Annotated in this window: 28 protein-coding genes and 1 tRNA gene; 27 read left to right on the top strand and 2 right to left on the bottom strand. The window is 44.7% G+C overall.

Translation table 11 applies throughout. The features are described 5' to 3' along the window. Positions 1 to 165 precede the first annotated feature (165 nt). From noc to BLW49_RS13175, 5 genes are all read left to right on the top strand, one after another. Entirely contained in the window at positions 166 to 984 is an 819-nt protein-coding gene (gene noc, locus BLW49_RS13195) for a nucleoid occlusion protein (RefSeq protein ID WP_090725046.1), read from the top strand. 193 nt (positions 985 to 1,177) lie between these two features. Further along, on the top strand, positions 1,178 to 1,939 hold the full coding sequence (locus BLW49_RS13190; RefSeq protein ID WP_076314144.1) for a ParA family protein: 762 nt from the start codon (positions 1,178 to 1,180) through the stop codon (positions 1,937 to 1,939). Beyond that, a complete protein-coding gene (locus BLW49_RS13185; RefSeq protein ID WP_076314145.1) occupies positions 1,932 to 2,780 on the top strand; it encodes a ParB/RepB/Spo0J family partition protein in 849 nt (282 codons plus the stop codon). The genes BLW49_RS13190 and BLW49_RS13185 overlap by 8 nt, the downstream gene beginning before the upstream one ends. Positions 2,781 to 2,900: 120 nt before the next feature. Further along, entirely contained in the window at positions 2,901 to 4,064 is a 1,164-nt protein-coding gene (locus BLW49_RS13180; protein WP_090725044.1) for an aminotransferase class V-fold PLP-dependent enzyme, read from the top strand. Between the two features lie 63 nt (positions 4,065 to 4,127). Continuing rightward, positions 4,128 to 4,628 (top strand): DUF4446 family protein, encoded by a 501-nt coding sequence (locus BLW49_RS13175; RefSeq protein WP_076314147.1) that lies wholly within the window; start codon positions 4,128 to 4,130, stop codon positions 4,626 to 4,628. Here BLW49_RS13175 and yyaC read toward each other — a convergent pair. Beyond that, positions 4,603 to 5,208: a spore protease YyaC gene (yyaC, locus tag BLW49_RS13170; protein WP_076314148.1), complete on the bottom strand. Its 606-nt coding sequence runs from the start codon at positions 5,206 to 5,208 to the stop codon at positions 4,603 to 4,605. The genes BLW49_RS13175 and yyaC overlap by 26 nt on opposite strands. A gap of 105 nt (positions 5,209 to 5,313) precedes the next feature. On the opposite strand from yyaC, the gene BLW49_RS13165 reads away from it, so the two are divergent. The 4 genes from BLW49_RS13165 (at position 5,314) to BLW49_RS13150 (ending at position 7,028) form a co-directional block, all read left to right on the top strand. Then, a complete protein-coding gene (locus tag BLW49_RS13165) occupies positions 5,314 to 5,589 on the top strand; it encodes a putative Se/S carrier protein (RefSeq protein ID WP_076314149.1) in 276 nt (91 codons plus the stop codon). Continuing rightward, positions 5,589 to 6,680: a mechanosensitive ion channel family protein gene (locus BLW49_RS13160; protein ID WP_256209746.1), complete on the top strand. Its 1,092-nt coding sequence runs from the start codon at positions 5,589 to 5,591 to the stop codon at positions 6,678 to 6,680. Before BLW49_RS13165 ends, BLW49_RS13160 begins: the two co-directional genes overlap by 1 nt. Beyond that, the gene (locus BLW49_RS13155) at positions 6,670 to 6,882 is read left to right on the top strand and encodes a DUF951 domain-containing protein (RefSeq protein WP_076314150.1); all 213 of its coding nucleotides are present in this window, start codon (positions 6,670 to 6,672) and stop codon (positions 6,880 to 6,882) included. Before BLW49_RS13160 ends, BLW49_RS13155 begins: the two co-directional genes overlap by 11 nt. 54 nt (positions 6,883 to 6,936) lie before the next feature. Beyond that, positions 6,937 to 7,028, top strand: a tRNA-Ser gene (locus tag BLW49_RS13150). 495 nt (positions 7,029 to 7,523) lie between these two features. On the opposite strand, the gene BLW49_RS13145 is transcribed toward BLW49_RS13150, so the two are convergent. After that, positions 7,524 to 7,718 (bottom strand): YjzC family protein, encoded by a 195-nt coding sequence (locus BLW49_RS13145; RefSeq protein WP_076314151.1) that lies wholly within the window; start codon positions 7,716 to 7,718, stop codon positions 7,524 to 7,526. A 218-nt stretch (positions 7,719 to 7,936) separates the two neighbouring features. On the opposite strand from BLW49_RS13145, the gene rpsF reads away from it, so the two are divergent. The 18 genes from rpsF (at position 7,937) to dnaB (ending at position 26,852) form a co-directional block, all read left to right on the top strand. Continuing rightward, positions 7,937 to 8,227 (top strand): 30S ribosomal protein S6, encoded by a 291-nt coding sequence (gene rpsF, locus BLW49_RS13140; RefSeq protein WP_047912571.1) that lies wholly within the window; start codon positions 7,937 to 7,939, stop codon positions 8,225 to 8,227. 50 nt (positions 8,228 to 8,277) lie between these two features. Further along, positions 8,278 to 8,766, top strand: a complete 489-nt coding sequence (ssb, locus tag BLW49_RS13135) for a single-stranded DNA-binding protein (RefSeq protein ID WP_090725042.1) — start codon at positions 8,278 to 8,280, stop codon at positions 8,764 to 8,766. A gap of 19 nt (positions 8,767 to 8,785) precedes the next feature. Further along, on the top strand, positions 8,786 to 9,058 hold the full coding sequence (gene rpsR / locus BLW49_RS13130) for a 30S ribosomal protein S18 (protein WP_047912573.1): 273 nt from the start codon (positions 8,786 to 8,788) through the stop codon (positions 9,056 to 9,058). A 140-nt stretch (positions 9,059 to 9,198) separates the two neighbouring features. After that, positions 9,199 to 9,825, top strand: coding sequence for a M15 family metallopeptidase (locus tag BLW49_RS13125; protein WP_090725040.1), 627 nt, complete (start codon positions 9,199 to 9,201; stop codon positions 9,823 to 9,825). A gap of 957 nt (positions 9,826 to 10,782) precedes the next feature. Beyond that, positions 10,783 to 12,552 carry an ABC transporter substrate-binding protein gene (locus BLW49_RS13120; RefSeq protein ID WP_090725038.1) on the top strand — a complete coding sequence of 590 codons (1,770 nt, stop codon included), beginning with the start codon at positions 10,783 to 10,785 and terminating at the stop codon, positions 12,550 to 12,552. A 77-nt stretch (positions 12,553 to 12,629) separates the two neighbouring features. Beyond that, on the top strand, positions 12,630 to 13,595 hold the full coding sequence (locus BLW49_RS13115) for an ABC transporter permease (RefSeq protein WP_076314155.1): 966 nt from the start codon (positions 12,630 to 12,632) through the stop codon (positions 13,593 to 13,595). Positions 13,596 to 13,607: 12 nt separating this feature from the next. Beyond that, positions 13,608 to 14,531 carry an oligopeptide ABC transporter permease gene (opp4C, locus tag BLW49_RS13110; protein WP_090725035.1) on the top strand — a complete coding sequence of 308 codons (924 nt, stop codon included), beginning with the start codon at positions 13,608 to 13,610 and terminating at the stop codon, positions 14,529 to 14,531. A 12-nt stretch (positions 14,532 to 14,543) separates the two neighbouring features. Further along, positions 14,544 to 15,521, top strand: coding sequence for an ABC transporter ATP-binding protein (locus BLW49_RS13105; protein WP_076314157.1), 978 nt, complete (start codon positions 14,544 to 14,546; stop codon positions 15,519 to 15,521). Then, positions 15,518 to 16,531 carry an ABC transporter ATP-binding protein gene (locus tag BLW49_RS13100; protein WP_076314158.1) on the top strand — a complete coding sequence of 338 codons (1,014 nt, stop codon included), beginning with the start codon at positions 15,518 to 15,520 and terminating at the stop codon, positions 16,529 to 16,531. The genes BLW49_RS13105 and BLW49_RS13100 overlap by 4 nt, the downstream gene beginning before the upstream one ends. A 383-nt stretch (positions 16,532 to 16,914) precedes the next feature. After that, the gene (locus BLW49_RS13095) at positions 16,915 to 17,847 is read left to right on the top strand and encodes a D-alanyl-D-alanine carboxypeptidase family protein (RefSeq protein ID WP_076314159.1); all 933 of its coding nucleotides are present in this window, start codon (positions 16,915 to 16,917) and stop codon (positions 17,845 to 17,847) included. A 288-nt stretch (positions 17,848 to 18,135) separates the two neighbouring features. Further along, the gene (locus BLW49_RS13090) at positions 18,136 to 19,728 is read left to right on the top strand and encodes an MFS transporter (RefSeq protein ID WP_076314160.1); all 1,593 of its coding nucleotides are present in this window, start codon (positions 18,136 to 18,138) and stop codon (positions 19,726 to 19,728) included. Between the two features lie 259 nt (positions 19,729 to 19,987). Next, on the top strand, positions 19,988 to 21,085 hold the full coding sequence (locus BLW49_RS13085) for an LCP family protein (protein ID WP_090725032.1): 1,098 nt from the start codon (positions 19,988 to 19,990) through the stop codon (positions 21,083 to 21,085). A gap of 158 nt (positions 21,086 to 21,243) precedes the next feature. Next, a complete protein-coding gene (locus BLW49_RS13080; RefSeq protein ID WP_047912583.1) occupies positions 21,244 to 21,678 on the top strand; it encodes a CBS domain-containing protein in 435 nt (144 codons plus the stop codon). Positions 21,679 to 21,808: 130 nt separating this feature from the next. Then, entirely contained in the window at positions 21,809 to 22,111 is a 303-nt protein-coding gene (locus BLW49_RS13075) for a MazG-like family protein (protein ID WP_076314584.1), read from the top strand. Positions 22,112 to 22,116: 5 nt separating this feature from the next. Next, positions 22,117 to 23,034 (top strand): DUF2232 domain-containing protein, encoded by a 918-nt coding sequence (locus BLW49_RS13070; protein ID WP_076314162.1) that lies wholly within the window; start codon positions 22,117 to 22,119, stop codon positions 23,032 to 23,034. A gap of 11 nt (positions 23,035 to 23,045) precedes the next feature. After that, positions 23,046 to 25,049 carry a DHH family phosphoesterase gene (locus BLW49_RS13065; RefSeq protein WP_090725031.1) on the top strand — a complete coding sequence of 668 codons (2,004 nt, stop codon included), beginning with the start codon at positions 23,046 to 23,048 and terminating at the stop codon, positions 25,047 to 25,049. Beyond that, positions 25,046 to 25,489, top strand: coding sequence for a 50S ribosomal protein L9 (rplI, locus tag BLW49_RS13060; protein ID WP_076314164.1), 444 nt, complete (start codon positions 25,046 to 25,048; stop codon positions 25,487 to 25,489). Before BLW49_RS13065 ends, rplI begins: the two co-directional genes overlap by 4 nt. A 1-nt stretch (position 25,490) precedes the next feature. Continuing rightward, entirely contained in the window at positions 25,491 to 26,852 is a 1,362-nt protein-coding gene (gene dnaB, locus BLW49_RS13055) for a replicative DNA helicase (protein ID WP_047912587.1), read from the top strand. Positions 26,853 to 26,878 lie beyond the last annotated feature (26 nt).

Here is a 26,878-nt window from a genome sequence, read left to right as displayed (position 1 = left end):
GAGTTTATGTCGTATAAAGTGGAGCATCAACACCATTCCTACTGATATTTTTAACTTTTACATACTCAGGTGTAGCATGCTGTAATTCTTTGTATACCGAAGCGAAGGTAAGACAGTGAAGTGTCCTTCAAGGCACTATTATGAAATTAGGTGGTAATATACGGAATGAAAGAACAATTTTCTAAGTTATTTGGTTTGACGGAACGCAGTGGCGGGGATGAAGTAAAGCAAATTCCGATTAACGAAATTGTCAGCAGCCCGTATCAGCCCCGTACGATTTTTGATGACGAGAAGATTGATGAGTTATGCCAGACGATCAAAACGCATGGTGTTATTCAGCCGATTGTAGTCCGTATTCGTAATTCCCAGTATGAGATTATTGCGGGTGAGAGACGCTGGCGTGCCGTGAAGAAGCTTGGAATGGACCATATCCCAGCGATTGTAAGAGAATTTAATGATTCTCAAGCGGCTTCTATTGCTCTCATTGAAAATCTGCAGCGTGAAGGGCTTACGGCCATAGAAGAAGCAGTTGCCTATCAGAAGTTAATAGACTTACATCAGCTGACACAAGAGAGCCTTGCACAGCGTCTTGGCAAAAGTCAGTCTACGATTGCGAACAAAATCAGACTCCTGCAGCTTCCTGAAGAAGTGAAGAATGCACTGATGGAACGTAAAATTTCGGAGCGACATGCCAGAGCTTTATTGTCACTGGATCAATTGGAGTTACAGCTGAAATTGTTAGAAGAAATCATCAGCAAAGAGCTGAATGTTAAACAAACCGAAGCAAGAGTTGCTTTTTATAAGGAAGCGACAACCGTTAAGAAATCCAAACGTATCTCCTTTACAAAGGATGTGCGACTGGCACTAAATACGATTCGCCAATCCATAGATATGGTGTCTGGTTCAGGCATGGATATTAAGACGAAGGAATCGGATCATGAAGATCATTACGAAATATTGATTCAGATCCCTAAACGCAAGTAATGAATAGTTCTTGAGCGGCAATTCAGCCGCTTTTTTAGATAGCAGAGTAGAGTAGAAGGCTTACTGAGTTTGAGACTTTTGTCTGCAAATCTAGTATGAAATGACAAACTTACAAATGAAGTGGTCCAGGCTATCTATCTGAATCATGTATCTCATACCCCAAGGAATGACTTCTATATTTGAGGTGAACGAAGTGTCGAAGATTATTGCCGTAGCAAACCAAAAGGGCGGAGTAGGGAAGACCACGACTTCTGTCAATTTGGGCGCGGGAATGGCCTCGTTAGGTAAACGAGTGCTTCTCGTAGATATAGATCCCCAAGGGAATACAACCAGCGGAGTTGGTATTAACAAAGCAGATGTAGCTCATTGCATTTATGATGTGCTTATTGAAGAGATTCATCCTAGAGAAGCGATAGTCGAGACAAGTATTCAAGGCCTGCATATTATTCCAGCAACAATCCAGCTTGCAGGTGCAGAAATTGAGCTTGTATCAACGATATCGCGTGAAGTCAGACTTAAGAAATCACTGCAGCTCGTTAAGGACGAGTATGATTATATCCTCATTGATTGCCCTCCATCCTTGGGCATGCTCACCATTAATTCGTTAACAGCTTCCGATTCGGTCATTATCCCTATTCAGTGCGAGTATTATGCGCTGGAGGGACTGAGTCAGCTGTTAAACACCATTCGCCTTGTACAAAAGCACTTGAATACCTCACTGCAAATTGAAGGTGTCTTATTGACGATGTTCGATGCACGTACTAATCTAGGTATACAAGTGATTGAAGAAGTGAAAAAGTACTTTCAACAGAAAGTATACCAGACAATTATTCCGAGAAATGTACGTCTAAGTGAAGCTCCATCACATGGACAATCCATTATTACTTATGACCCTCGTTCAAGAGGAGCTGAAGTATATTTAGAGTTGGCAAAGGAAGTGATCTCATATGAGTAAGCGTTTGGGTAAAGGCTTGGATGCACTTATACCTTCGCTTTCGATTAACGAAGATGACAAGATTGTGGAAATACCACTGAGCCAGCTGCGAGCAAATCCATACCAACCTAGAAAAACGTTCGATGAAGATTCTATTCAAGAGTTAGCTGAGTCGATTCGACAGCATGGTGTAATTCAACCCATTATTGTACGAAGTGTACTGAAGGGCTATGAAATTATTGCAGGAGAACGTCGTTTTCGCGCATCCCAATTCTGTGGCAAATCTACCATACCTGCGGTCGTAAGAAATTTTACGGAACAACAGGTCATGGAGATTGCTCTGATCGAGAATTTACAACGAGAGAACTTGAATGCGATGGAGGTAGCTGTTGCATACCAAGGGCTGATGGATCAATTTTCTCTCACCCAAGAAGAGTTATCGATGAAGGTAGGTAAATCAAGATCCCATATCGCCAATTTTTTACGATTGCTCGCGTTGCCTGAGGAAGTAAAGGAGCATGTTTCACGTGGAACATTATCCATGGGACATGCGAGAGCTATTGTGGGAATCAAGGAGCAAAAGGTTGTTAAAGAATTGGCAAAGCAATGCATCCAGCAACAGTGGAGTGTACGGGAGCTAGAAGAAGCCGTACAACAATTGGATCGCAAGAATGAAGATCAAAAGGCAAAGGTAAAACAGAAAAAGAGAGATCCATATATTGAAAATGTAGAAGAAAGCCTGCGTAATCGATTCCAAACGACAGTAAAGATCAAAGCCAACAAAGACAAAGGTAAAATCGAACTGAACTATTACAGTCAACAAGATCTGGAAAGATTACTTGAGCTGTTGCAATTGCAGTAGGTAGGTGCGACCAAAAGATAGGCAAGGTAATGAAGGGTGTTCGTTTGAGGTGACATATCGTCCTCTTACCGTAAGGGAAGATGAGGTATGTCATTTGTTGTGTTTAGGGAGGACTGACATATGAAGGGGAACAGAGAAGGTATCGTCTATTTAGACCATGCTGCCACGTCTTGGCCGAAGCCGGAATCAGTGAAAGAAGCGATGCTGCAGGCGATGGACATCGCAGGGGCCAACCCAGGTCGGGGAAGCCATTCTATGGCTGTACAAGCCAGCAGAGTATTATTTAATACGAGAAGGAAACTGGCAGAGTTGTTCCATATTCATAACCCGAATGATATTGTGTATACTTTTAACACAACACTTGCCTTAAATATGGCGATCAAGGGAATTGTGAATTCAGGGGATCATATCATTACCACGATGATGGAGCATAATTCTGTCCGAAGACCGATCGAGTATCTGAAAACACACAAGCAGGTAGAAGTAGACTATCTGCCTCTTGATGATCAGGGACAAATCTCCATTTCCATGTTAGAACAAACCATTCGACATCGTACGAAGCTGATCGTTGTATCCCATAGCTCGAATCTATTAGGAAGTATTCTTCCCCTTGAAGAGATAGGACGAATAGCTAGGAAACATCAAATTCACTTTCTTGTCGACGCTGCGCAAAGCGCTGGAGTTCTAGATATTGATGTGGAACGAATGAGTATAGATATGCTGGCTTTTCCTGGGCATAAAGGATTGCTCGGTCCGCAAGGTACCGGAGGGCTATACATTCATCCCTCGATTGATTTAGAGCCCTTGATCCATGGTGGAACCGGAAGTCAATCGGAAGCGATTGATCAACCAACCGTAAGACCGGACCGTTATGAATCGGGGACCCCAAATACGATAGGTATTGCTGGATTAGGTGCAGGTGTAGATTATGTACTGGAGATGACGACGGAGCAAATCTATCAGCATGAATGGAAACTAACACAGCTGCTAATGGAGGGCTTAGGTACAATTCCTGGTATTCAGACGCTGGGTCCAGACCTGGGAGAACCGAGAAGTGGACTTGTTGCATTCTATAGTGAGAAGATAGATGCTGCAGAGCTTGCCTTTACATTAGATAGGCAGTTCGGTATTGCAGTTCGTGCAGGGTATCATTGTACTCCACTTGCCCATGAAAGCGCAGGTACAGCGAAGCAAGGTGCAGTCAGGGCTAGTTTTGGTGTAAACTCTAATGAGAGAGAAGTGGCCATATTGCTTGCTGCTGTTCGTGAGCTGGCGAATAGGTAAGTAAGGATTCTGCATGAGTCCCAAAAGAACCAATGTAAAAGACGTTAGGAGTAGGAGCAATAAATGACAGAAATGAATGAGCTGATTCTGGAACAACTGCCTTTGATTGTGTTTGGGATTGTATTGGTGCTGATCATTTTATTGATCATGTTGATTGTGCAGACAGCTAAAGTCAGTAAGCTGCGCAAAAATTACAACAAGTTTATGTCCAGTACGGGCGTAGAAGATTTGGAGTCCCTACTATTGAACCTGAAGGTGCAGATGGATGCGATTGAGGACGAGCAAGGTGCGAATAAAGACATGGTTGCCAGAATGAATAAAAAACTTGATCGAATTCAAGGGAAAATGGGTATTAAACGTTATAATGCTTATGGTGACCGTGGAGCCGATCTGAGTTTTTCCATTGCTATGCTGAACGAGAAAGAGGATGGGCTTGTCCTGACTGGACTCTACAATAGAGATGGCTCCTACGTATATGCCAAGCCCCTGCAAGGGGGAGAGTCCACATATACGCTCTCAAACGAAGAGAAGGAAGCCATTACTCTTGCACGGCAAGCAGAGTAGAACGATTATGCCATTCTACTAGCGCAGCATACAGGCTGTGTGCAATGATGTTGGACATCCGGACAACAAGACTTAGCCGAGTATTCTGCAGAACGAAATATTCCATGAAGCCGCCGACATTGACGATCCCTGTTAAGTGGATATCGCCTACCGGCGGCAGTTCTTTATTTACACCTGCTCCTGGTTTAAGCGGACCTGACGCAACCTGAATGCAGCCCACACTGGAGGCTTGACCTAAACAGGCGTCAATCCCGATAATATAGGGATCTGTGTGCTTGCTGTATATCATTGTGAGCGTATCCTGAAGATTCATGGCGTGAACCGGATCTTCCAGCGTCCCATAGAGATGGAAGAAAGGACTGTTATGCTCGGATAATGCGGTTCCAACAAGTGGGCCCAGGCAGTCGCCTGTAGACCGGTCGGTGCCAATGCATACGATAACGATCTCTTTGTGATTAGGTGCCTCAAACAGGTGAAATAATAAACGATGAATAATAGCTGAATGTACTCCCGGATCGGTATGCTGTAGCTTTAAACCAGGCATGTCCTGTAAATTTATCGCTTTTGGAATCCGATTCATAGCGCACTATCTTCCTTTCGTGCTTGGATTAGTAGTAAATAGTATATGGAAGAAGCTTGGTTTTTATACTTCGTACCATTCGTATTGATAGACTGGAGGTAGAGGATGGAGTTGTGGCTGACCATCGCATTTGATTCAACGCAGCAGGCACTTCGCGCAGAAATGCTGCTCGACTATGCAGGAATTGATATCGATACCTATCCAACGCCGAAGGAAATAACGGCAGGCTGCGCACTGTCCATCCAGTTTCCATCGGAGGATTTAAGACAAGTCCATCAAATCATCGTGAGTGAAAAAGTGGAGATTCGCGGCATCTATGAAAAAAAAGGTGCTGAGTATATACAAGTCGATTGTTGTGAACACGAAGGGGAGGAGTATTAATGTGGTTTGAAGCATCAGGAACGACTCCTGAAACGGAAACAAATGAAACACCGGAAGAGACTTCTGGAACGGCCGGCACAGCCCCGACGGAGGAAACTACCGATACCGGAACAGATACAGGAGGAACCGCTCCTGATCCAGCGGCTACCCCCGATGACGGAACACTCACTGAAAATGTAGGGGAAGCCGTTCAAGGGACCGTTGATGAAGCCAAGCGTTTAAGTGATGTCTTCTGGAATTGGGTCACGGACACCAATATGTGGATTCATTACGCAGGAATTGCACTACAGATCATTATTGTATTTATTCTGACCCGGATTGCGATTAAGGTGCTTCATAATGTCATTGATCGGTCGCTGCTGAATCGGCAGTCAGAGAGAAGAATCAGAATCAATAAAAGACGTGTAAACACAGTAGGCGAGCTGCTCAAAAATGTGGTATCTATCGTATGTAACTTCATTCTTGTACTCCTCATTTTATCTCAAATGGGTGTGAATCTCGGGCCTGTACTCGCCAGTGCTGGGGTACTCGGATTAGCGATCGGTTTCGGTGCGCAAAGCTTGGTCAAAGACATTATTACCGGATTCTTCATTATATTAGAGGATCAGTTCGCGGTGGGTGACGTTGTTCAATCAGGGACGCTGAAGGGAACAGTGGAGGTCATTGGTCTTCGAACGACGAAGATTGTTAGTTTTACAGGAGAAGTGCATATCATTCCTAATGGAACCATTACGACGGTAACCAACTATTCGATGGCCAATTCCCGTGCGGTTGTGGATATCCCGATGAAAGGCGAGGAGCAGCTGGGAGAGAGCATGAGAATGGTGAAGGAAGCTGTTCAGAACCTGCCTGAGCGTAACAGCAATGTCTTAATGGTTCCGGAGGTGGTTGGCATACAATCCATGACAACCGCTGAATATGTAATTCGAGTAGTGGCGGAGTGTCTGCCCAATGCCAATCATGAAGTGGAACGTCTAATTAAAATGGATGTAAAAGAAGCACTGGAACATAAGGAGAGCGTAAGGCTTGCTGAACTAGAAGCCGCCGCAGCTACTGAAGATAATACGGGGGATGGTTCGAATGGAGCGTAAAGTGTTTAATCTGGGGGACATCGTTCAGATGAAAAAGCCGCACCCTTGTGGAAGCAACGAGATGGAAATTATTCGTATGGGCATGGATATCCGAATTAAGTGTGTAGGCTGTAAACATAGTGTACTTGTACCACGCGCTAAGTTTGAAAAAAATTTTAAGAAAGTGCTCCGCTCGGCTGAGGATCCGCAAGGGCAAGCGTAGGCTCAAACAGTGCTTGCCAACAGACAAGCAAAAGTGTATAATATAAAGTGCTGCGGAAAGGTACCCAAGAGGTTATAAGGGGACTGACTCGAAATCAGTTAGGCGCCTTGCGGCGTGCGAGGGTTCGAATCCCTCTCTTTCCGCCACACCATTTAACTGTTAACTATATAGAGATTAGGCCCTGCATTGAATGCAGGGTCTTTTGTCGTTATGGACGTGAATGTCAAGGGTGCCTGATTGTTGCTTGTTGTCTATAGTCACCAAAAAAGGACCCTTTCGGGTCCTTTATGGGGGGCAGTGCATTTTTTTTAAAGAAAACATCTTCTACGACAGCTTCAGTTAGAAGCTCGGTGTACTGCTACGCAATACCAGTGCATCTGAATCCATAATTACTTCATCAATTGCACATTACCTTCCGCTTCTATCGCCACGTTAAAGACCCTCCTTCAAATGAATAAGTCCGGCTCTGTCTTCAAATCATCCAACGGAACCACACCTCTCTGTGAAGCACTGCCTTGATTGTATTATATCCGCATCAGCGAATTATAACCGGGAATTGTATTGGTAAAGCTTGGATTTACAAAGATCGAGCTTGCTTACGTATAACATGACCATTCTGATCCCTTTTTCTGCTCATCGCCTTAGTGAACTCGGGCTTTGGTCAGCTTCTTCCATTTTCGATTATGGTTTGAGGTTTCAGGGAAAGTCTCCCCTTTTTTGAGATTGATTCGCTTCGGATCGTTGATCTCGGTATGGAAGCTTCGTTCACCAATCTCCGTGTACTCTCCATCATTAGGTGCTTTGTCTCCTGGTTCAAACTCGGTTTTTTCACCCATTTGAAATGCCCTCCTTCAATATTCTGATTGAAAAATTGTGTCACATTGGCTATTGTGCGCAGTCTCTTGGAGGAACATGTCTGATCAACATTGGTAAAAGAGAACATGTGCTTGCACTCGTTTATTGAAAATGGTATATTGATATGGTGCGAGTTTAATCTCGTTCCTTGCTCTTAAGCGATGACTTGAGGGCCTTAAGTCCATAAGGAGGTGCTAGTATGCGCAAATACGAAGTGATGTACATTATTCGTCCTGACATTGAACAAGAAGCTGTTCAAGCTGCAGTCGAAAAATTCCAAGGCATCATCTCCAACGGCGGTGGTGAAATTACAAAACACGACGTTATGGGTAAACGCCGTCTTGCGTATGAGATCAAGAAATTCCGTGATGGTCATTATGTGTTGGTTAACTTCACTGCTGAACCAGCTGTCGTTTCTGAAATGGAACGTATCATGAAAATTTCTGACGAAGTAATTCGTTATCTCATCACGAACGACGTTGTTGCTTAATTCGTTTCAAGTGATTTTGTAAGAACTACGCTCAGAAGGAGGGGATTAGATTGTTAAACCGAGTCATTCTGATCGGCCGGTTAACTCGTGACCCAGAATTGCGGTACACACCTGCAGGGGTAGCCGTAACGCAGTTTACCATTGCTGTAGACCGTCCGTTTACAAGCCAAGGCGGGGAAAGAGAAGCTGATTTTATACCGGTCGTTACCTGGAGACAGCTGGCGGAGACTTGCGCAAATTATTTGCGTAAAGGCCGTTTGACAGCCGTCGAAGGGCGCATCCAAGTAAGAAACTACGAAAATAACGAAGGAAAGCGTGTATACGTAACCGAAGTTATTGCAGATAACGTTCGTTTCTTGGAATCCAACCGTGATGGCGGCAACGCGAATAATAACGGTGGTGGTATGCGTGAAGAGCCTTCTTATGGAGGCGGTGGCCGCGGGAATAATAGCAATAACAATTTCTCACGGAACAATCAGGATCCTTTTTCCGATGACGGAAAACCGATTGATATTTCGGATGATGATTTGCCATTTTAATTAGGAAGGACTGAATAGCATGAGCTTCAAACAAAGAGAAGGCGGAGACAACGATAAAAGACCGGCTCGCCGCGGCGGCCGTAACAAACGTCGTAAAGTGTGCTTCTTCACTGTTAACAAAATTACTCACATTGACTATAAAGATACGGATCTGCTTCGTAAATTTATCAGTGAGCGCGGAAAAATTTTGCCACGCCGTGTAACAGGCACAAGCGCAAAATACCAACGCATGTTGACGATTGCAGTTAAACGCTCCCGTCAAATCGCATTGCTTCCGTACACAACTGAATAGTTAACGATTCAGTGAACGGGAAGGACAGTCTGCTACTTAGCAGGCTGTCCTTTTTTTGTAGGGTTGTTCCTGGAATGGTAGAACGAATATAATAGAATACATAGCTTTCATCATTCATCTAAAAAGCTTGAGGAGTGGTTATGAACAGACAGCGGCAGTATAAACAGAAGCGAAGATCTAGTGGGCCTATTTTTTTTGTTTTTCTCGTATTGGGCCTTATCTATTATATCTCTCAAACGGAATCATTTAATATAGATTGGGGGAGTCCTAATCTATTGTTTGAAGAGGACGAGCCAAAACATGTAACAGAGCTCCATCCTGAAGTGGCAGCGAAGAAATCTCAGCTGGTAGAACTTGCGAAGCAAAAAGGTATACAAATCATGATCACAGAAGGTCATCGCAGTGAAGAGAGACAAAATGAGCTGTATGAGCAAGGTAGAACGACGGAAGGACAGATTGTCACCTCTGCACGTGGAGGGGAATCATATCATAACTATGGCCTTGCAATAGATTTTGCAATTCGGGTATCCGAAGACAAAGTGATATGGGACATGGAGTATGATGGGAACAACAATGGTGAATCCGACTGGATGGAAGTCGTCGCCATTGCCAAAAGTCTTGGGTTTGAGTGGGGCGGGGACTGGGCCAATTTCCCTGATTATCCGCATCTGCAGTATGACTTTGGCTATAGTATTGCTGAACTACAGCGCGGGAAGAGACCCCCAGGTTATGAGATCGAGCCAGAGGATTTGGAAGCAAGCGAATAACTCAATTAATTATCAATCTTACACTAAGTAAGAAAATAAGAAATATAAAAGAAGTAAGCTCTGCGCATGATAGAGCTTACTTCTTTTCGTAGTATGTGATGAAATGGTAGCAGCCCCCATCATTTTTAGAATTATTCGTGGGATTCATCATTTTTGACTTGAAATTAATAAAGATAATTGTATAATAGGAAAAAAGTTCTATTATAATCAACAAATATAATAGAACTATAAAGCATATGTTAATTTACTTTGAAGAACCTGAACCACGCTAGTTATCACACCAATCCACTTTCCACCTCATTTCAGAATCATCATAGCAGATAAATCCAAATCAACAAAGTTAATTTTGTGTTATATAATATAACATATATTAACACATTTTAAGCTAAATCCAGCTAAGTTGTGTGAAAGGCATGTCATGTTTAGAGTTAAAAACCGATATTTTAAGAAGAAAGTCCTCAACACAATCTAGAAGTTTAGATCTATATAATCAGGTCTATATACCCCGTCACAGGTCTTTTAAACAACATTTTTAATGAAAATATGAAAAAATTATTGACGTTAGTAATATTTACACGTATTATTACAATAACTTATTTAGATTTGAAAATGTAGGTTCATCTTACATTTATTGACCTTTGGTCTAAAACTTCCTATCCTTTTCACATTTTGACCTCATAGACTTAGCACTAAGACCATCGATTTATTTAGATCTACTCCACAACTAGAGAAGCTCACATCTTACGAGACTAACCATCAACGTTTAAACAATATTCACTCTACACATCGTCCTATCATTTACAAACTAGCATTTCGCTCTATTTCTTTCAATACACAACAGTGCATCATGATTAAATTTACTCACCTCTGTAATTATTCATGGATAAGTATTCATACATAATTATCCTGATAATTTATAAGCAACAAGCATTATAGAATTTTACGAGGAGGATTTTCATGAGAAAGAGATTTTCGCTAATGCTTGTGATCATGCTCATGCTGGTTACTGTGCTGGCAGCATGCTCCGGCGGATCAACAGCTGAAGAACCAACGACGGGGGAAACACCTGCAGAAACAACTGAACCGGCAGAGACACCAGAAGAGCCGGCAGAAGAGCCAGCAGCAGAAGATGCTACGCAGAATGATGGTTTGTTTGAAGCGACGGATATGTCGATGAATCCAGGAACAGCAACAAACCGTACCGACACTTTAATTGTAGGGGTTACATCCCCTGCAGGTATTTTTAATCCTCTCTTTGCAAGTACAACCTATGATATATGGGTAAACGATCTTATTTTTGAATCCTTCCAAGGTATTAATGCTGACGGCACTTACTCTCCTCGACTTGCGGAGAGCATCGAGGTTAGTGAAGATGGTTTGCAATACACCTTCAAGCTGAAGCCAGATCTGAAATACACAAACGGTTCTCCAGTAACCGTAAATGACTATTACTTAGCTCTTAAAATGTACCATGACAGCAGCTATGATGGTCAGTCTGATCCACTCTCTTGGAAGATCAAAGGTGGACAAGAGTACTATGATGGCAAGGCAGATGAAATCTCTGGTGTAACCATTGTTGATGATCACACGGTTCAAGTTGAAGTTACAGAAGCAACAGCTTTGACGCAAGTAAACTTGGCAGGAGTTCCATTTATTCCATCTGATTACTATGGTAAGTCCTATACCCAAGGCAACCTGGATGGAGTCAAGGCTCTGAATGACAAGCCAATCGGTTCTGGTCAATATGTATTGAAATCCTTTGCTCCCGGTCAAGAGGTTGTATTTGAAGCAAACCCGGATTACTACTTGGGAGCACCAAAAATTAAGAATGTAATTTACAAAACGACTACCGACGAAACAAGACTTGCGATGCTGGAATCCGGTGAAATCGACATGGATATGCTCACAGTCGATGAAGATAACGTTGAAATGGCTCAGGCCCTTGGATTCTTGGATCTGAACATCTTCCCAACGAACGGATATGGATACATCGGTATGAATCATACAAGTCCGAAATTCTCTGATGTGAAAGTGCGCCAAGCCTTGGTGTATGGCCTTAATCGCGCTGAGATTGTAGAAGCGGTATACGGCAAATTTGCTGATGTTATCAATATTCCACAATCCAAGCAATCCTGGGCTTATACCGAAGAAGGCATTGAAGCCTATGCATTTGATACCGAAAAGGCTAAAGCACTTCTAGACGAAGCAGGCTGGACTGTAGGTGCGGATGGTATCCGTGAGAAAGACGGTGAAAAATTTAAAATCGACTTCTCCGCGACAGCGGATAACGTCGTAGTAGATGCACTTCTTCCAATCATGACTGCGAACTATAAAGACCTTGGCATTGAAGTCGTAGCTGAAGTGCTTGATTTCAACGCTATTACTGAGAAGGCTGAATCAGGAAACTTTGAAATGTTCTTTATGGCTTGGGGCTTGACTCCAGATCCAGATACAACCGTTTATACAACTGACGGTGCTCAGAACCGCCTTGGATACTCTCATCCAGCCTATGATGAGCTGGCAGCACAAGGTAAAGCAGAACTTGATCTCGAGAAGCGTAAAGAAATCTACGCTAAGGCATATCAAGAGCTTAATGCAACGATTCCGGATATCTTGATGTACCAAAGACGTGACGGCTGGGCGATCAATGGACGCATTAACGGCCTAGAAATCACACCTTACAAAGACTTCACTATTGATCTGTACAAAGCCGAAATCGGAGAATAATTAAATCAGCATGATAACGATAAGCTCAGCTCTGGCAAGAGCTGAGCTTATCTACTTTTCTAACCGGGAGGAATATTATGAAGCAGTACATTATCCGGAGGCTGCTGCAGATGATTCCGACGATGATCGGAATCACCATTATCTTGTTTGCCATAACAGCATTGGTGCCTGGAGATTTCATTACCTCACAGCAAAACCCGCAGATGACAGAAGAAAGAGCGGCTCAGCTTCGTGCAATATATGGTCTGGATAAACCCCTAGTAGAGCGGTATTTTACTTGGGTAGGCAATATGCTTACCGGGAACATGGGTGAGTCACTTCAGCATAAGCGGGCGGTAACAGATGTTATTGGAGATTATGTGTGGAATTCTTTCGTGCTAGCCTTTTTCAGTATGATCTTCAGCTGGATTATTGCCGTATTTACAGGCGTATTCTCTGCTAAATTTCAATATTCTTTCTTTGATAAAGTGGTAACTTTACTTGTGTTCCTATGTATGTCGCTTCCTTCCTTTTTCATTGGACTCGTATTAATTAAGTTTCTTGCTGTTGACCTGGGATGGTTCCCAGTGGGGGGAATGAGTTCAGCAGGGGCGTCAAATATGTCAATTTGGACATATTTTTTAGATGTTGTAAATCATAGCTTCCTTCCAATACTCGTACTAACCATGCTAAGTACAGGAACTCTGACTCGTTATTTCAGGACAAGCATGCTGGAGGTTATTCGGCAGGATTACGTTCGAACGGCCCGTGCTAAAGGGTTGAAAGAGAGAACCGTTATCTTCAAGCATGCGCTTCGTAATGCCATGCTTCCTGCTATTACGCTGATGGGATTTGAACTTCCCGGATTATTTGGAGGAGCCATTATCCTTGAGAAAATATTCGTATGGCCTGGTGTTGGACAAGTGTATATGGAGTCAATCAATATGCGGGATTATCCATTTATGCTTGGTTTCACCGTCTTCATCTCGGCACTAACCTTAATAGGTACGCTGCTGTCGGATGTACTATATGGAACCGCAGATCCTAGAATAAGGTTAAAGTAGGAGGAGATTACATTGGCGATTGAGGCTGCACCCCTTAAGTCGAATACTCAAGTTCCAGTTAAGCGGCCAGATTCTCCGTGGCGTATATCATTACGTCGATTTACTCGCAATCGGCTCGCGGTAATGGGACTTTTAATTTTAGTCTTTATGGTTTTGTTCTGTGTGTTTGGTCCGATGATGTCCCCGTATAGCTTGTCAGACTATTCTGTAGCGAACAAAAATCAGCCGCCGAATGCACAGCACTGGCTGGGTACGGATAAGCTCGGCCGCGATATTTTGCTTCGAATTATGCTGTCTGGAAGAATATCTCTTTTAGTTGGATTTGTAGCTACTTTTGTTGCTGTTGTGCTTGGATCTGTACTCGGTGCCTTGGCAGGATTTTATAGAAGATTTGTAGATACGATCATCATGCGTGTTGCTGAAATCTTCATGGCAATTCCGTCGCTACCGTTGTTGATCATCATGGGCGCGATTTTGTCTGATTTGAAGGTCCATCCGGATTATCGAGTTTACTTCCTAATCCTGATTATGGGTGTCATGGGATGGACAACTTTATCAAGAATGGTACGCGGCCAGATTCTTTCTCTCCGCGAGCAGGAGTTTATGCAGGCGACAGAAGCGCTTGGACTTCGGGATAGTCGCAAGATCTTCAGACACCTCATTCCGAATACAGTACCGATCATTATCGTTACTTCTACACTGCTTGTGGCGAGCATGATCTTGAGTGAATCAGCACTCAGTTATCTGGGTCTCGGCGTAGTGCCGCCAACTCCATCTTGGGGCAATATGATATCCGATGCCAATAGTCTGATTGAATTCCGTAAGAGACCTTGGGTATGGATTCCACCAGGGGTTTGTATTCTGGTAACAGTAATAGGCATTAACTTAATCGGTGACGGGCTTCGTGATGCGCTCGATCCTAAAATGAAAAAGTAGGGAGATGCGAACATGGCAAAAGAACTTGTAGAATTTCGCAACTTAAAAACGCATTTTCATACATCCGCCGGGATCGTCAAAGCCGTAGATGACGTCAGCTTTACTATACGAGAAGGCGAGACCGTATGCGTCGTTGGGGAATCTGGCTGCGGCAAGAGTGTTACTGCAATGTCACTCATGCGCTTGCTCGATACTCCTTCTGCCGGAGGAGAAATCTTGTTCGAAGGCAGAGATCTATTGAAACTGAGCAATAATGAAATGCGCAAGCTTCGAGGCAACGAGATATCGATTATATTCCAGGAGCCGATGTCTTCCTTAAACCCGGTTCTCACGATCGGGGAGCAGATTAGTGAACCGCTCATGCTGCACCAGCTGCTCGATAAGAAGGAAGCACGCAAGAGAGCCATTGAGCTGATTAGTCTGGTGGGTATTCCGCGTCCTGAGGTAATTGTAGACTCCTATCCTCATGAACTGAGTGGAGGTATGCGTCAGCGGATTATGATTGCGATTGCCCTCAGCTGTAATCCTAAGCTGCTGATTGCCGATGAGCCGACCACAGCGCTTGATGTTACGATCCAAGCTCAGATTCTCGATCTGATGCGGGATATTAAAGAGAAGTTCAACACTTCGATCATGCTCATTACCCATGATCTTGGTGTTGTAGCCGAAATGGCAGATTACGTTGTCGTTATGTATGCTGGAAAAGTCATCGAGGAAGCTTCCGTATATGAGCTGTTCAGAGAACCGAAGCACCCTTATACCAAGGGATTACTTAAAGCAAAGCCAATTATTAACCAAAGACAAGAGCGTCTCTACTCTATACCAGGCCAGGTACCTAACCCTGTGGACTTGGAGAATAACTGTCATTTCCATGATCGCTGCGAGTTCTGCATGAGCATTTGCCGTGAGAAGGAGCCGCCGCTTCGAAAGAATGAGCAAGGACATAAAGTGGCTTGCTGGCTGTACGAGGAGGAGGCGAAGGTACGATGACAGAAGTAACTAGTGCGACAGTAACTGAAGTAAGACCAAGTAAATTAGCAGAACCGCTTATGGAGGTCAAAAACCTCAAGAAGTACTTCCCGATCACAGGCGGTGTATTTCAGCGCCAGGTTGGGAATGTAAGAGCGGTAGATGATGTATCATTTACGATCTATAAAGGCGAATCCTTTGGACTGGTCGGCGAGTCTGGCTGCGGCAAGAGTACGATTGGCAGAACCATTCTTCGTCTACTGGAGAAAACAGAGGGAAGTGTTCTTTTCAAAGGCCAGGATATCCATAAGCTGTCTAAACAGCAGCTGAGAAGCATCCGTCCACAGATGCAGATTGTATTTCAAGATCCCTTCAGCTCCCTGAATCCACGAATTAAGGTTGGAGAAGCAATTGGTGAGGCACTGCTGGATCATAAGCTTATTCCCAAAAAAGAGCTTCGGGAGCGTGTAGAAGAAATTCTTCGGATCTGTGGTCTGTCGAGCTACCATTATAATCGTTTCCCGCATGAGTTCTCAGGCGGTCAGCGTCAGCGTATCGGGATTGCGCGCGCGCTCATCCTTAACCCTGATTTTATTGTGGCGGACGAGCCTGTATCTGCTCTGGATGTATCCATCCAGGCTCAGATTATTAACTTGCTGAGTGATCTGCAGGCAGAGAAACAGCTCACTTATTTGTTCATATCCCATGATCTTAGTGTTGTCGAGCATTTGTGCAACCGAATCGGAGTCATGTATCTGGGCTCGATGGTAGAGATGGCTAGTAAGGATGATCTATTCCAGAATCCACTTCATCCTTATACCAAAGCACTGCTGTCTGCTGTGCCGATTCCAGATCCGACAATCAAACGGGAGAGAATTGTGCTGAAAGGCGATATTCCAAGCCCGGCGAATCCGCCTTCGGGCTGTAAGTTCCATACACGCTGCCCGCTCGCTTCGGATATTTGCAAGCAGGAAATTCCAGAATATCGCAACATGGGCAATGATCACTATGTTGCATGTCATTTTGCATAAATAACGTTACAAGCTTGGGTTTGGGGTCCTGCTTGCGAACGGACAATATTATCAGTTGAATTGTTAAGGAGCATCATTTCCATATCCGATAGGGTAGAGGAGATGATGCTCTTTTTTTTATTGGATTATATGGAAGCAGGGCCAAGGGAGGACCAATGAATCAAGATGCATAGTTCCATAAAAAGCAGGTGTTTTTGAAGCAGTAAAAAATTGGAATGAAAAAAAGAGAAAAAATTTTAAAAAAGTGCAGACAAAATTGTCATTTCATACGTCTATATATATAGAAGTGTTTAATAAAAACTATAACGAGAGTCAAATACATAGAAGAAAACAACATCAACATATGAAATGCGGCGTATTCAGGAGAATGGGGGACAAGCTATATGAAAAAGTGGATTTTGCGAAGCAGTGCTATAGTCGTTATTCTTGCGCTGTTTGTGATTATCATCAGACCGGGAATATTAGTCGGGAAGCCCGCCATTCAATCGAATGCTGCATTGTTGATGGACGCAAATACAGGAGAAGTCATTATGAACATCAATGGTGATGTTCCGTTGCCAACAGGGAGTATTACCAAATTGATGACCCAGCTGATCATCATGGATGAGATCTCAGCAGGACATATTTCCTGGAATGATCAAGTTGAAATCAGCCAGAATGCTAACGATGTCGAAGGACAGCAGGTGGCGCTTAGCCCAGGAGATCAGTTTACAGTAAGAGAGCTGCTTGAAGTTGTATCGGTATATTCGGCGAATGATGCGATGGTTGCTCTCGCTGAGCATGCTTTGGGATCTGAGGATGTATTCATTGATCGAATGAATGACAAAGCCAAGGAATTAGGGCTCTCGGTCCATACGATATATCATAATGTGACAGGAAATACTTCCTCGGCAGGTGGCCCTACAGACAATTATATGACTGCGAGTGATATTGCGTTATTATCAGCCCATCTCATTCGGGAGCATCCGGAAATTCTGAAGATGGCAAGTCGTCCGCAAGTGGAATTAAAGGGTAAAGGCCTCTACATGAGTAATACCAACTGGATGCTGGAAGAGATCAGTGGACCTTACTCCTATGAAGGGGTAGACGGACTCAGAACAGGATATACAGAGGAAGCCGGATACAGTTATGCAGGGACTGCCGAGCAGAACGGCAAGAGGCTCGTTGCTGTCGTGCTTGGAGCCGAGTCACAGGAACAACGATTTAACGAAGCTAGAGATTTGCTAAACTACGGATATTCACACGGATACACGGCGGGAGGTTGGCATAAGCAGTGGGCATTGGCACTGCGGCAGGCCGTCGACCGAACCATATAAAATTGAGTTAGCCAAAACCAAGGACAGACGGATAGCCGCTACAATAGAAAGGCATGAGTAATGAAGAGCAGGGAGACAACAGATACCTTGCTCTTTTTTATTTTTCAAAGCGAGCTGAGGGTGTTCAATTTACAATATATATCATATTAGAAATATAAATACCTAAAATATATGTTTATAGTTACATAATTTTATCTTTACTTTTGAATTTATAGGCGTATGATAATAATTGACTCTTGGGTTAATTATAGATCTTGAGTTGGAATCCTAGGTCTCGGAGGGATATGAATGAAAAAGCAATTACAATGGCCGCTCATTATTTTTGCGGTCGGTGTGTTCATGGCTGCCTTGGATAATGGCATTATTACTTCCTCTTTAACAACATTGAACGCTTCATTCGGGGTATCACCGAACTGGGGAGCATGGACAATCACTTTATACACACTGGGCCTCGCCATAAGTGTACCGATTGCAGGCAAGCTGTCGGACCGATATGGGCGGAAGAAGCTGTTTATGATCGAAGTGGCTTTATTCGGGCTTGGATCATTGCTCGTGGCATTAAGCCCAAACTTTGTAATGTTCTTGGGCGCAAGGCTAATTCAGGCCCTAGGGGGCGGCGGAATATTCATTATTGCAAGCTCTTATGTGCTCAGTACCTACCCTAAAGAGAAACAGGGTGGAGCACTAGGGATGCTGGGTGCGATGAATGGAGTAGCTGCCGTACTGGGACCCAATGTCGGTTCTCTGCTGCTTCAGCTCACGGGCAACTGGCATTGGCTGTTTCTCATTAATGTGCCCATTGCGATACTGCTACTACTTCTGGGCTACAAATTCATTAGCGAGGAGCAGGAGCTAAGTACTGCGAAGATGGACTGGATCGGTGTCAGTCTGCTCTCCTTAGGGGTACTGGGAGTCATGTTCAGCTTCACGAACCTTGAAGGAGTCAGCCTATTGACCAGCATGGGCGAACCTGGATTTTATGGATACTTTGCTGGCGGGCTGATCATGCTGATTCTGTTTTATTATTGGGAAAAAAGAATGGAGCTTCAAGGAGCTAGTCCGGTCATTTCCACCCAAATGCTTCGAGTACCGTCTTTTTTGTGGACGCTGCTCATTGCCTTTTTCTCGGGCGCGATCCTGGCATCGGTCATTTTCATTCCCGGATTCGTGGAACAGTATCTTGGTGTATCCAGCACGGCTTCCGGGTATTGGTTCACTCCGCTTGCCCTTGCTGCTGGTGTAGGTTCGGCGCTTGGCGGGATGTACGTAGATCGCAAAGGTCCGATCTGGACACTTACGGTAGCTGGTTTAATAAGTGCGTTTGGCTTCCTTCTATTTGCGTTATGGGTCGACAGCTTATGGGAAATGGTCATTTCAAGCTTGTTTGTCGGGCTTGGATTTAGCGTAATGCTGGGAGCACCCGTCAATGTTCTTATTACGGAGGATGCGAAGGAGTCAGAACGAGGCATTGCGCTGGCAACCAGTTCGTTATTCAGGCAGATGGCGATGGCTATTGCGCCAACGGTCTTTGCCGGTTTTCTCGCACGTTCCTTCTCAAGCTTTGGTGCCAACATAGAGGCGAGTTTCGCAGAGGAGGGGATTCAGGCCGATCCTTCCGTACTGCAGCAATATATGGGGGAAACACAGATGGCTTCAACGGATGTGAACTCTATTCGTGAAGCTTTCGCTTCCATCCCGGATACCTCCATTTCGGATGCATTAACACAGGCACTGGATTTGACGGTGAACCAAGGATACAGCAGTTTATTCTGGTCTGCTCTGATCTTCAGTATCCTTACGGCAGCGGCATCACTAGTGACGGGAAAGATTCGCAGCAAGAAGAGGAATCAAAGGGAAGAGAATAGACAGGTATCACATTAATATCAATCATTGAAATTGTAAGAAAAGGAGCTCTTTCTGCGGAAAGGGCTTCTTCTTCGTTTAAATATGACAATTTGCAGCATCCCTAACTTCTGATTATTATGGTAATATAGCAAAATGTACAAGTTGCAGGATGAAAAATAATAGGCCATCATAATAGAGGGATACATTCTAGGGCAGAATGTGCCGAAAATAATACTGTTATGACGTTGCTTTCACATAAGACGAATCTACAAATCTAATAGAGAAGGAATGAACTATGAGATCTAGAAGCAGAAACAGGCATCGTAGAAAAAGGAGAGGAAGAGGCTTACTCATCACCCTCCTGACTCTTGTCGTTGTAGTCGCGGTCGCTTATCCGTTCCGTCAACAGATTGCTATAGCCGCATTTGATCTATTCTTGTCAGGCACGGTCGAGAACCAGCTTGAAAAATCATATAAACCATCCGGGAGTGCCAGCGCAGAGCCCGTTGTATATCAGGATGAGCCCTTCTCTGTACTGCTGTTAGGTACGGATGCAAGACCGTATGAGAAGACCCGCGGTCGTTCAGACACCGTCATTTACGCTGTAGTTCGCCCTCAGGAATCCCGGGTACTGCTCGTCTCTATTCCACGTGACACTTATGTGGAGATTGTAGGACATGATGCAGATGAGGACGGCATGAATGATTACGATAAGCTTACCCATGCTTTTGCCTTTGGCGAAGAGGAGATGGCGATCAACACGGTTGAGAAATTCCTGGGCTATGAGGTAAACAATTACGCAACGGTCAACTTTATGGCCATTCAGCAGGTTGTAGATGCTATCGGCGGGGTAGAGCTTCCGATTACCGAAGATATCGTTAATAAAAATCCGAATCATGTGCAATTTACTATCGAAGGTGGTAAACCAATCTATAGTGGGGAAGAGGCATTATACTATATCCGTTACCGCGAAGACAGTGATTTTAAGCGTGCAGAGAGACAGCAGATCTTCTTGAACGCTGTAGCAAACCGTATGCTGAATGTGAAACAGATTTCCCAAATTCCAGAGCTGTTTGATATTATGGGAGAGAATTTCCAGACGGATCTGCATCCGACATCTATTATTAACCTTGCCAAGCAGGTTCTTACACAAGGCAACCCGGAAATTTTAAGTTTCACGATGATGGGTGAAGGGGTAAGAAAGGATGACGGTATATTTTATACCGAAGTCGACGAGAAATATTATGAGTATTCAAAAGAAATGATCGCGAACTGGCTCGATCCGAATACGACGGAAGAAACACTGCTCAAGCCGGAGGATTTTAATAAAGAAGACGAAACCGAGAGCGATGTTACAGAGAGCAGCGAAAATATACCTTCTCAATCTCAATAACATAGACGTACGACAATCAGCACTGACGACATTCTTTTGGTCGGGTGCTGATTTTGTTGTCTTATATGAATATAATGGAATAAGAAGTTATTTTTCGCAAAATCCCATACTAATGGGTTGTTCTTATAATTGTGTGTAAAGAGGAGGAATAACTCGATATGAATATTGCTTTTTTCTTGCTTCCGAAACAAGAGGTGGCCACGGTAACCTCGGATGCAACGCTCAGACAGACACTTGAACGGATGGAATATCACAGATTTACAGCGGTACCGATTCTCAGCAAGGACGGTAAGTACGAAGGTACGGTGACAGAGGGAGACCTGCTGTGGCATATGAAGAATTCCAGAGGAGAGATTACATTTGAAAACGCTTCAAAATATGTGCTGAAGGATGTACCCCTGCGCTTACATATCAAGCCTGTATCGATTGATGCCAACATGGAAGACTTGATCAAGCTGGCGAAGGTTCAGAATTTTGTTCCTGTCGTGGATGATATGCAGCGGTTCATCGGGATCGTAAGACGGAGCCAGATTATTGAGTATTGTGAAGATGTCATGTCTAGAGGTTCTGTGAAATCTGATGCAAATTTATAACTAGCAGGCATATTCATTAGAGATTGACTGCATCCTATAAGCTGTAGGGCCGCGGGTCGCCTTTTTATGGGTATTCCCTTATGCTATAATGGAGAATAAAGCATTTTACGGGAGTGTGACGAGCATGAGCATGCCAAAAGAACTAGATGTCGCGAAGCGCGCAAAAGTGATTGAATGGCTCAAAACCGAAGTGCTGGATCAAGTGTCACGATTGTTCAAGGCTCTATGGGAAGGAAGCAACGCTCGAATCAGTGACAGCCTTGCGAGTCTCATCATGAGTAGTTATATTCTGGGACGGAGGCTCGGCATATCGTTTAGAGATATGGATGACCTGCTCGTTGAGAAGCTCAAGAAGCACAAGAAGGAAGGTCACCAGCTTGAGGACTGGTACCAGGACATTTCCGCTCTCGAAGACCATATGCGTAAGAGGTGAACATTTTGAAATTCCGCTGGAAAACAGCTGTTTGGAGTCTGATTTATCTGCTTCTGTTATTATCTCTGTTAACTCCTTTAACAGCGATTAGTGTGTTTCTGATTATTTTACCAGGGGTTATACTTTATACCTCATTAAATTTGAAGTCATTCTTAGTACATGTTATACCCGTACTCTTGATTGGGCTGATCATAAGTCCGATTTATTTAATATTTGGTATATTTTTCTTAATTCCAGCGATTCTTATCGGTCATTGTTATAAGAAGCAAAAGCCTGCGTTAAACACCTTGGTGCTTGGAACAGGCACAATTCTGGCCGAATTTCTACTACTGCTCTTAATCAGCACAACTTTGTTTCAAATTGATTTCTCTGAATATATTCGTGAAACGATCGAGTTTACGATGACACCGGTAACTGAATCGGGCGGTAACAACGCCTTGACGAATGGATTGGTAATGGATGAAGAAATGGCGGAGGCAGTGAGCAACGCGACCGTTCAGATGATTCCTTTTGCGCTCATCGTCACTTCACTGGTGATGACTTCTCTAACCCATGTTATTGCCCGTCCTATTCTTGGCCGAATGGGAATCCGAGTGAACCGGCTTAAGCCAATCCGTGAGTGGAGACTGCCAAGATCCTTGATATGGTATTATTTCTTGGGCATTATTCTTCAGCTGGTAGCTGGCAATACAGACAACAGCTTTCTGACGATGATTGCACTCAACTTCTCACCGCTGATTAATTTCTGCTTCATGATTCAAGCCATCGGATTTTTCTTTTTTGCTGCACATGCGAGATCATGGCATCCGGTCATTCCGTATCTGCTCGCTGTTGCCACGTTTCTGATTGGACCCATGCGGATTATCGGAATCATAGACCTTGCCTTCCCGCTCCGTGAAGCCATTTCGAAACCAAAACGATAGGATGAACCATGATGCCTAAATTTCTGTTAAAGCGTTGGCACGGTTATCAGACCGTCTGGGCGTTTGCTTTATTATTAATACTGGATGCATTTCTGGTTGCATATAACTGGCCGCTGGGTCTGGTTTGCTTCGTTCTTATCGCTGTACTCGGATTTATCATGGTCAAGAAAGAGTTCGTATTCCGAAGAGAACTGGTCAATTACATGGGTAGTCTAAATCTTCGGATCAAAAGAGTTGAAGGCGAAGTGTCTGCGAGCATCCCGCTTGGCATCGTGCTGTATAGTGAGGATCGTTCAATTGAATGGCATAATCCTTATGTATCCAGAATGTTTGAAGAGAAGACGCTGATCGGGAGTGAACTGACTTCTTTTTTTCCGCAGCTTCCATTCAAGCAGAAGGATAAGAAGGATGGCAGCAAGGAAAATACGCATGGAAACGCTCATGAAATCAGATTTGAGTATCAAACGCTGGATCGGGTCTATGAGCTGTTTCATTACCCCGAGGAACGGCTCATTTACATTTATGAGATAACAGAGCTCGCTACCTTACGGGAGAAATACGAGAATGAGAAGATTGCACTCGGCATCATCATGCTTGATAATCTGGATGAAGCATCTCAGGGGATGGATGATCAGCAGCGAACAGCACTCATTGCCCGTGTTGCCAGTGAAATTACAGCTTGGGCTAAGGATTATCATATCTATCTAAGAAGATTATCGTCCGAACGATACCTTATGGTGCTTCATTACAGCTCACTTCAGCAGCTGGAGATGAGCAGATTTGTTATATTGGATAACATCAGGGAGATGACAGCAGATCTGAAGGTGCCGATGACGCTGAGTGTGGGACTCGCCTTTGGATCAGAGAATATCCGGGAGCTGGGCGAGCTGGCTCAATCGTCTCTTGATATGGCACTTGGCCGGGGCGGTGATCAGGCAGCGGTGAAGGCGGGACAGCGGCTCTCTTTTTACGGCGGTAAGACCAATGCAGTGGAGAAGAGAACCCGGGTCAGAGCCAGAGTGATTGCCCATGCCCTGCGTGATTTAATGCAGGAGAGCGATCGTGTCTTCATCATGGGGCACAAAATGCCAGATATGGATGCGATCGGTGCTTCCATAGGACTATGGAAAGCTGCTAATCTATATCATGTAGAGTGCTATATTGTGCTGGATTGTTCGAACCCATCCATCGATCGCTTGATGGAGCAGGTGAAGAAGGATGAGCGGCTGCTGGAGGCATTTATTCTGCCTGAGGAAGCCATGCAGATGATGACCGAGCACAGTCTGCTCGTTGTCGTGGATACACATAAGGCCTCCATGACCATTGAGCCGAAGCTGGTGGACTCCATTTCCAGAGTTGTTGTGGTGGATCATCACCGCAGAGGCGAGGAATTTATTAACGATGCTGTGCTGATCTATCTGGAGCCGTATGCTTCATCAGCAGCAGAGCTGGTCACAGAGCTGCTGCAGTATATTCATGATAAGCTGCAGCTCACTCCACTGGAGGCGACAGCATTACTGGCTGGAATAACGGTGGATACGAAGCATTTTGCCATGCATACCGGTTCAAGAACGTTCGAGGCAGCGGGGTATTTGCGCAGAAACGGTGCCGATTCGATGCTGGTTCAGCGGCTGCTGAAGGAAGATTTACAGGAATATATTGCGAAAGCAGAAATCATAAAACATGCTAAAATGATGTATGGGCATATTGCGGTCGCTGTGACGGAGCCGGGACAGGTAATTCCGCAGCTTCTGATTGCACAGGTAGCCGACTCGCTGCTCAACATGACGGATGTCGTTGCTTCATTTGTGGTTAGTGAACGACCGGACGGCGTGATTGGCATTAGTGCCCGTTCACTCGGCAAGATGAATGTACAGGTTGTCATGGAACGCTTGGGGGGCGGAGGTCATTTGACCAATGCTGCCGTACAGCTGGAAATGTCGATTGGGGAAGCAGAGGAAAAACTGCTGGAAGTATTGGCTGAAATCGAGAAGGAAGAGGGGTTGTTCGAATGAAAGTCATTTTTATAAAAGATGTAAAAGGTCAAGGAAAAAAAGGTCAAGTGAAAGAGGTATCCGAAGGATACGCTTCTAACTTTTTGCTGCCAAGAGGTTTAGCACGTGCGGCTACGGATGGCAATATGAAAACACTAGAGAATCAGAATGCGGCTGAAGAGAAGCGCAAGCAGCAGGAAAAGGACGATGCGGTAGCACTCGGCAAGAAGCTGGAAGAGGCAACCATCGTGCTGAAGGCAAAAGCCGGAGAAGGCGGACGTCTATTCGGAGCGATTACGAGCAAGCAGATCGCAGAAGCACTTGCAGGGCAAGGCTTCAAAGTGGATAAACGCAAAATTGAACTGGACGAGCCAATCCGTAACTTGGGAGTGACTCAGGTTCCGGTTAAGCTCCACCCTGATGTCAAAGCTACGCTCAAGGTCCAAGTAACGGAGGAATAAGATGGGCGGCGAGATTTATTTTGATCGTGTTCCGCCGCAAAACCTGGAAGCCGAGCAAGCGGTTCTAGGTGCAATTCTTATTCAATCGGAAGCACTCATTACCTCTATGGAGCGGGTGACAACCGATGATTTCTATGACAAGCCCCATCAGCTGATCTACGAAGCGATGATTGAGCTTGGAGAAGGCAATCAGCCCATTGATCTCATTACACTGACCTCACTCTTGCAGGACAAAGGGCAGTTAGATGAGATTGGCGGGGTAACCTATTTGGCCAAGCTGGCACATGCGGTGCCGACCGCTGCTAATGTTGATTATTATGCACAGATCATCGAGGAAAAATCGATGCTGCGCAGACTCATTCGTACAGCGACGCAGATCGTAAGCGAAGGATATGCCGGCGGGGAAGACGTATCCGGCATGCTCAGCGATGCAGAGCGTCGCATTCTGGAGATCTCCAACCGCCGCTCAAGCAGTGGGTTTATCGCCATCCGAGATGTCGTTATGGAGGTCTTCGAGAAGGTAGAGTCACTGTATCAGAACAAGGGGAATACGACAGGAATCCCTTCGGGCTTCGTTGATCTGGACAAGATGACGAGCGGATTCCAGCGGAATGACCTGATCATTGTGGCTGCCCGTCCTTCCGTAGGGAAGACGGCATTTGCCCTGAACATTGCCCAGAACGTAGCGGTTAGAGCGAACGAGACCGTAGCGATCTTCAGTCTTGAGATGTCCGCCGCACAGCTGGTACAGCGTATGATCTGTGCGGAAGCCAATCTCGATGCAGGCGTAATGCGGAACGGGGAGTTCAAGAGTGATGACGACTGGTCCAAGCTGACCATGGGCATCGCTGCTTTGTCAGAAGCCGAAATTTATATTGATGATACACCAGGAATTACCGTGGCTGATATTCGTGCTAAATGCCGCCGTCTGAAGAAGGAAAAAGGGCTCGGGATGATCGTCATCGACTACCTGCAGCTGATTCAGGGACGAGGCAAGGCTGGGGAGAACCGGCAGCAGGAAGTATCAGAAATCTCCCGTACCCTTAAGCAGATTGCACGGGAGCTGGATGTGCCGGTCATTGCTCTGTCCCAGCTCAGCCGGGGTGTCGAGCAGCGCCAAGATAAACGGCCGATGATGAGTGACCTTCGGGAATCCGGTTCCATTGAGCAGGATGCCGATATTGTAGCCTTCTTATACCGCGACGATTACTACAATCAGGAGACGGAGAAGAAGAATATCATCGAGATTATTATAGCCAAGCAGCGTAATGGTCCGGTGGGCACTGTCGAGCTGGTCTTCTTGAAGAACTTCAATAAATTCGTTAATTATGAACGCGTGCATTCGGATGCCTTTGCCGGGTGACGACGCATTCTTACCTATTAAACTAT

Source organism: Paenibacillus sp. PDC88, from assembly GCF_900106725.1.
GTDB lineage: Bacteria > Bacillota > Bacilli > Paenibacillales > Paenibacillaceae > Paenibacillus > Paenibacillus shunpengii.
The sequence above is the reverse complement of the archived record's forward strand: the minus strand, read 5'-3'. Positions and strand labels throughout refer to the sequence as shown.

Bases quoted from the DNA above. Each gene is read 5' to 3' on its own strand.
- yyaC (WP_076314148.1), bottom strand. From the start codon at position 5,208: ATGAATCGGATTCCAAAAGCGATAAATTTACAGGACATGCCTGGTTTA.
- rpsR (WP_047912573.1), top strand. From the start codon at position 8,786: ATGAGCTTCAAACAAAGAGAAGGCGGAGACAACGATAAAAGACCGGCT.
- BLW49_RS13125 (WP_090725040.1), top strand. From the start codon at position 9,199: ATGAACAGACAGCGGCAGTATAAACAGAAGCGAAGATCTAGTGGGCCT.
- BLW49_RS13100 (WP_076314158.1), top strand. From the start codon at position 15,518: ATGACAGAAGTAACTAGTGCGACAGTAACTGAAGTAAGACCAAGTAAA.
- BLW49_RS13085 (WP_090725032.1), top strand. From the start codon at position 19,988: ATGAGATCTAGAAGCAGAAACAGGCATCGTAGAAAAAGGAGAGGAAGA.
- BLW49_RS13065 (WP_090725031.1), top strand. From the start codon at position 23,046: ATGCCTAAATTTCTGTTAAAGCGTTGGCACGGTTATCAGACCGTCTGG.
- BLW49_RS13180 (WP_090725044.1), top strand. From the start codon at position 2,901: ATGAAGGGGAACAGAGAAGGTATCGTCTATTTAGACCATGCTGCCACG.
- BLW49_RS13185 (WP_076314145.1), top strand. From the start codon at position 1,932: ATGAGTAAGCGTTTGGGTAAAGGCTTGGATGCACTTATACCTTCGCTT.
- BLW49_RS13115 (WP_076314155.1), top strand. From the start codon at position 12,630: ATGAAGCAGTACATTATCCGGAGGCTGCTGCAGATGATTCCGACGATG.
- dnaB (WP_047912587.1), top strand. From the start codon at position 25,491: ATGGGCGGCGAGATTTATTTTGATCGTGTTCCGCCGCAAAACCTGGAA.
- BLW49_RS13175 (WP_076314147.1), top strand. From the start codon at position 4,128: ATGACAGAAATGAATGAGCTGATTCTGGAACAACTGCCTTTGATTGTG.
- noc (WP_090725046.1), top strand. From the start codon at position 166: ATGAAAGAACAATTTTCTAAGTTATTTGGTTTGACGGAACGCAGTGGC.
- BLW49_RS13080 (WP_047912583.1), top strand. From the start codon at position 21,244: ATGAATATTGCTTTTTTCTTGCTTCCGAAACAAGAGGTGGCCACGGTA.
- BLW49_RS13095 (WP_076314159.1), top strand. From the start codon at position 16,915: ATGAAAAAGTGGATTTTGCGAAGCAGTGCTATAGTCGTTATTCTTGCG.
- BLW49_RS13155 (WP_076314150.1), top strand. From the start codon at position 6,670: ATGGAGCGTAAAGTGTTTAATCTGGGGGACATCGTTCAGATGAAAAAG.
- BLW49_RS13145 (WP_076314151.1), bottom strand. From the start codon at position 7,718: ATGGGTGAAAAAACCGAGTTTGAACCAGGAGACAAAGCACCTAATGAT.
- BLW49_RS13120 (WP_090725038.1), top strand. From the start codon at position 10,783: ATGAGAAAGAGATTTTCGCTAATGCTTGTGATCATGCTCATGCTGGTT.
- BLW49_RS13075 (WP_076314584.1), top strand. From the start codon at position 21,809: ATGCCAAAAGAACTAGATGTCGCGAAGCGCGCAAAAGTGATTGAATGG.
- rplI (WP_076314164.1), top strand. From the start codon at position 25,046: ATGAAAGTCATTTTTATAAAAGATGTAAAAGGTCAAGGAAAAAAAGGT.
- BLW49_RS13105 (WP_076314157.1), top strand. From the start codon at position 14,544: ATGGCAAAAGAACTTGTAGAATTTCGCAACTTAAAAACGCATTTTCAT.
- BLW49_RS13090 (WP_076314160.1), top strand. From the start codon at position 18,136: ATGAAAAAGCAATTACAATGGCCGCTCATTATTTTTGCGGTCGGTGTG.
- BLW49_RS13160 (WP_256209746.1), top strand. From the start codon at position 5,589: ATGTGGTTTGAAGCATCAGGAACGACTCCTGAAACGGAAACAAATGAA.
- rpsF (WP_047912571.1), top strand. From the start codon at position 7,937: ATGCGCAAATACGAAGTGATGTACATTATTCGTCCTGACATTGAACAA.
- BLW49_RS13165 (WP_076314149.1), top strand. From the start codon at position 5,314: ATGGAGTTGTGGCTGACCATCGCATTTGATTCAACGCAGCAGGCACTT.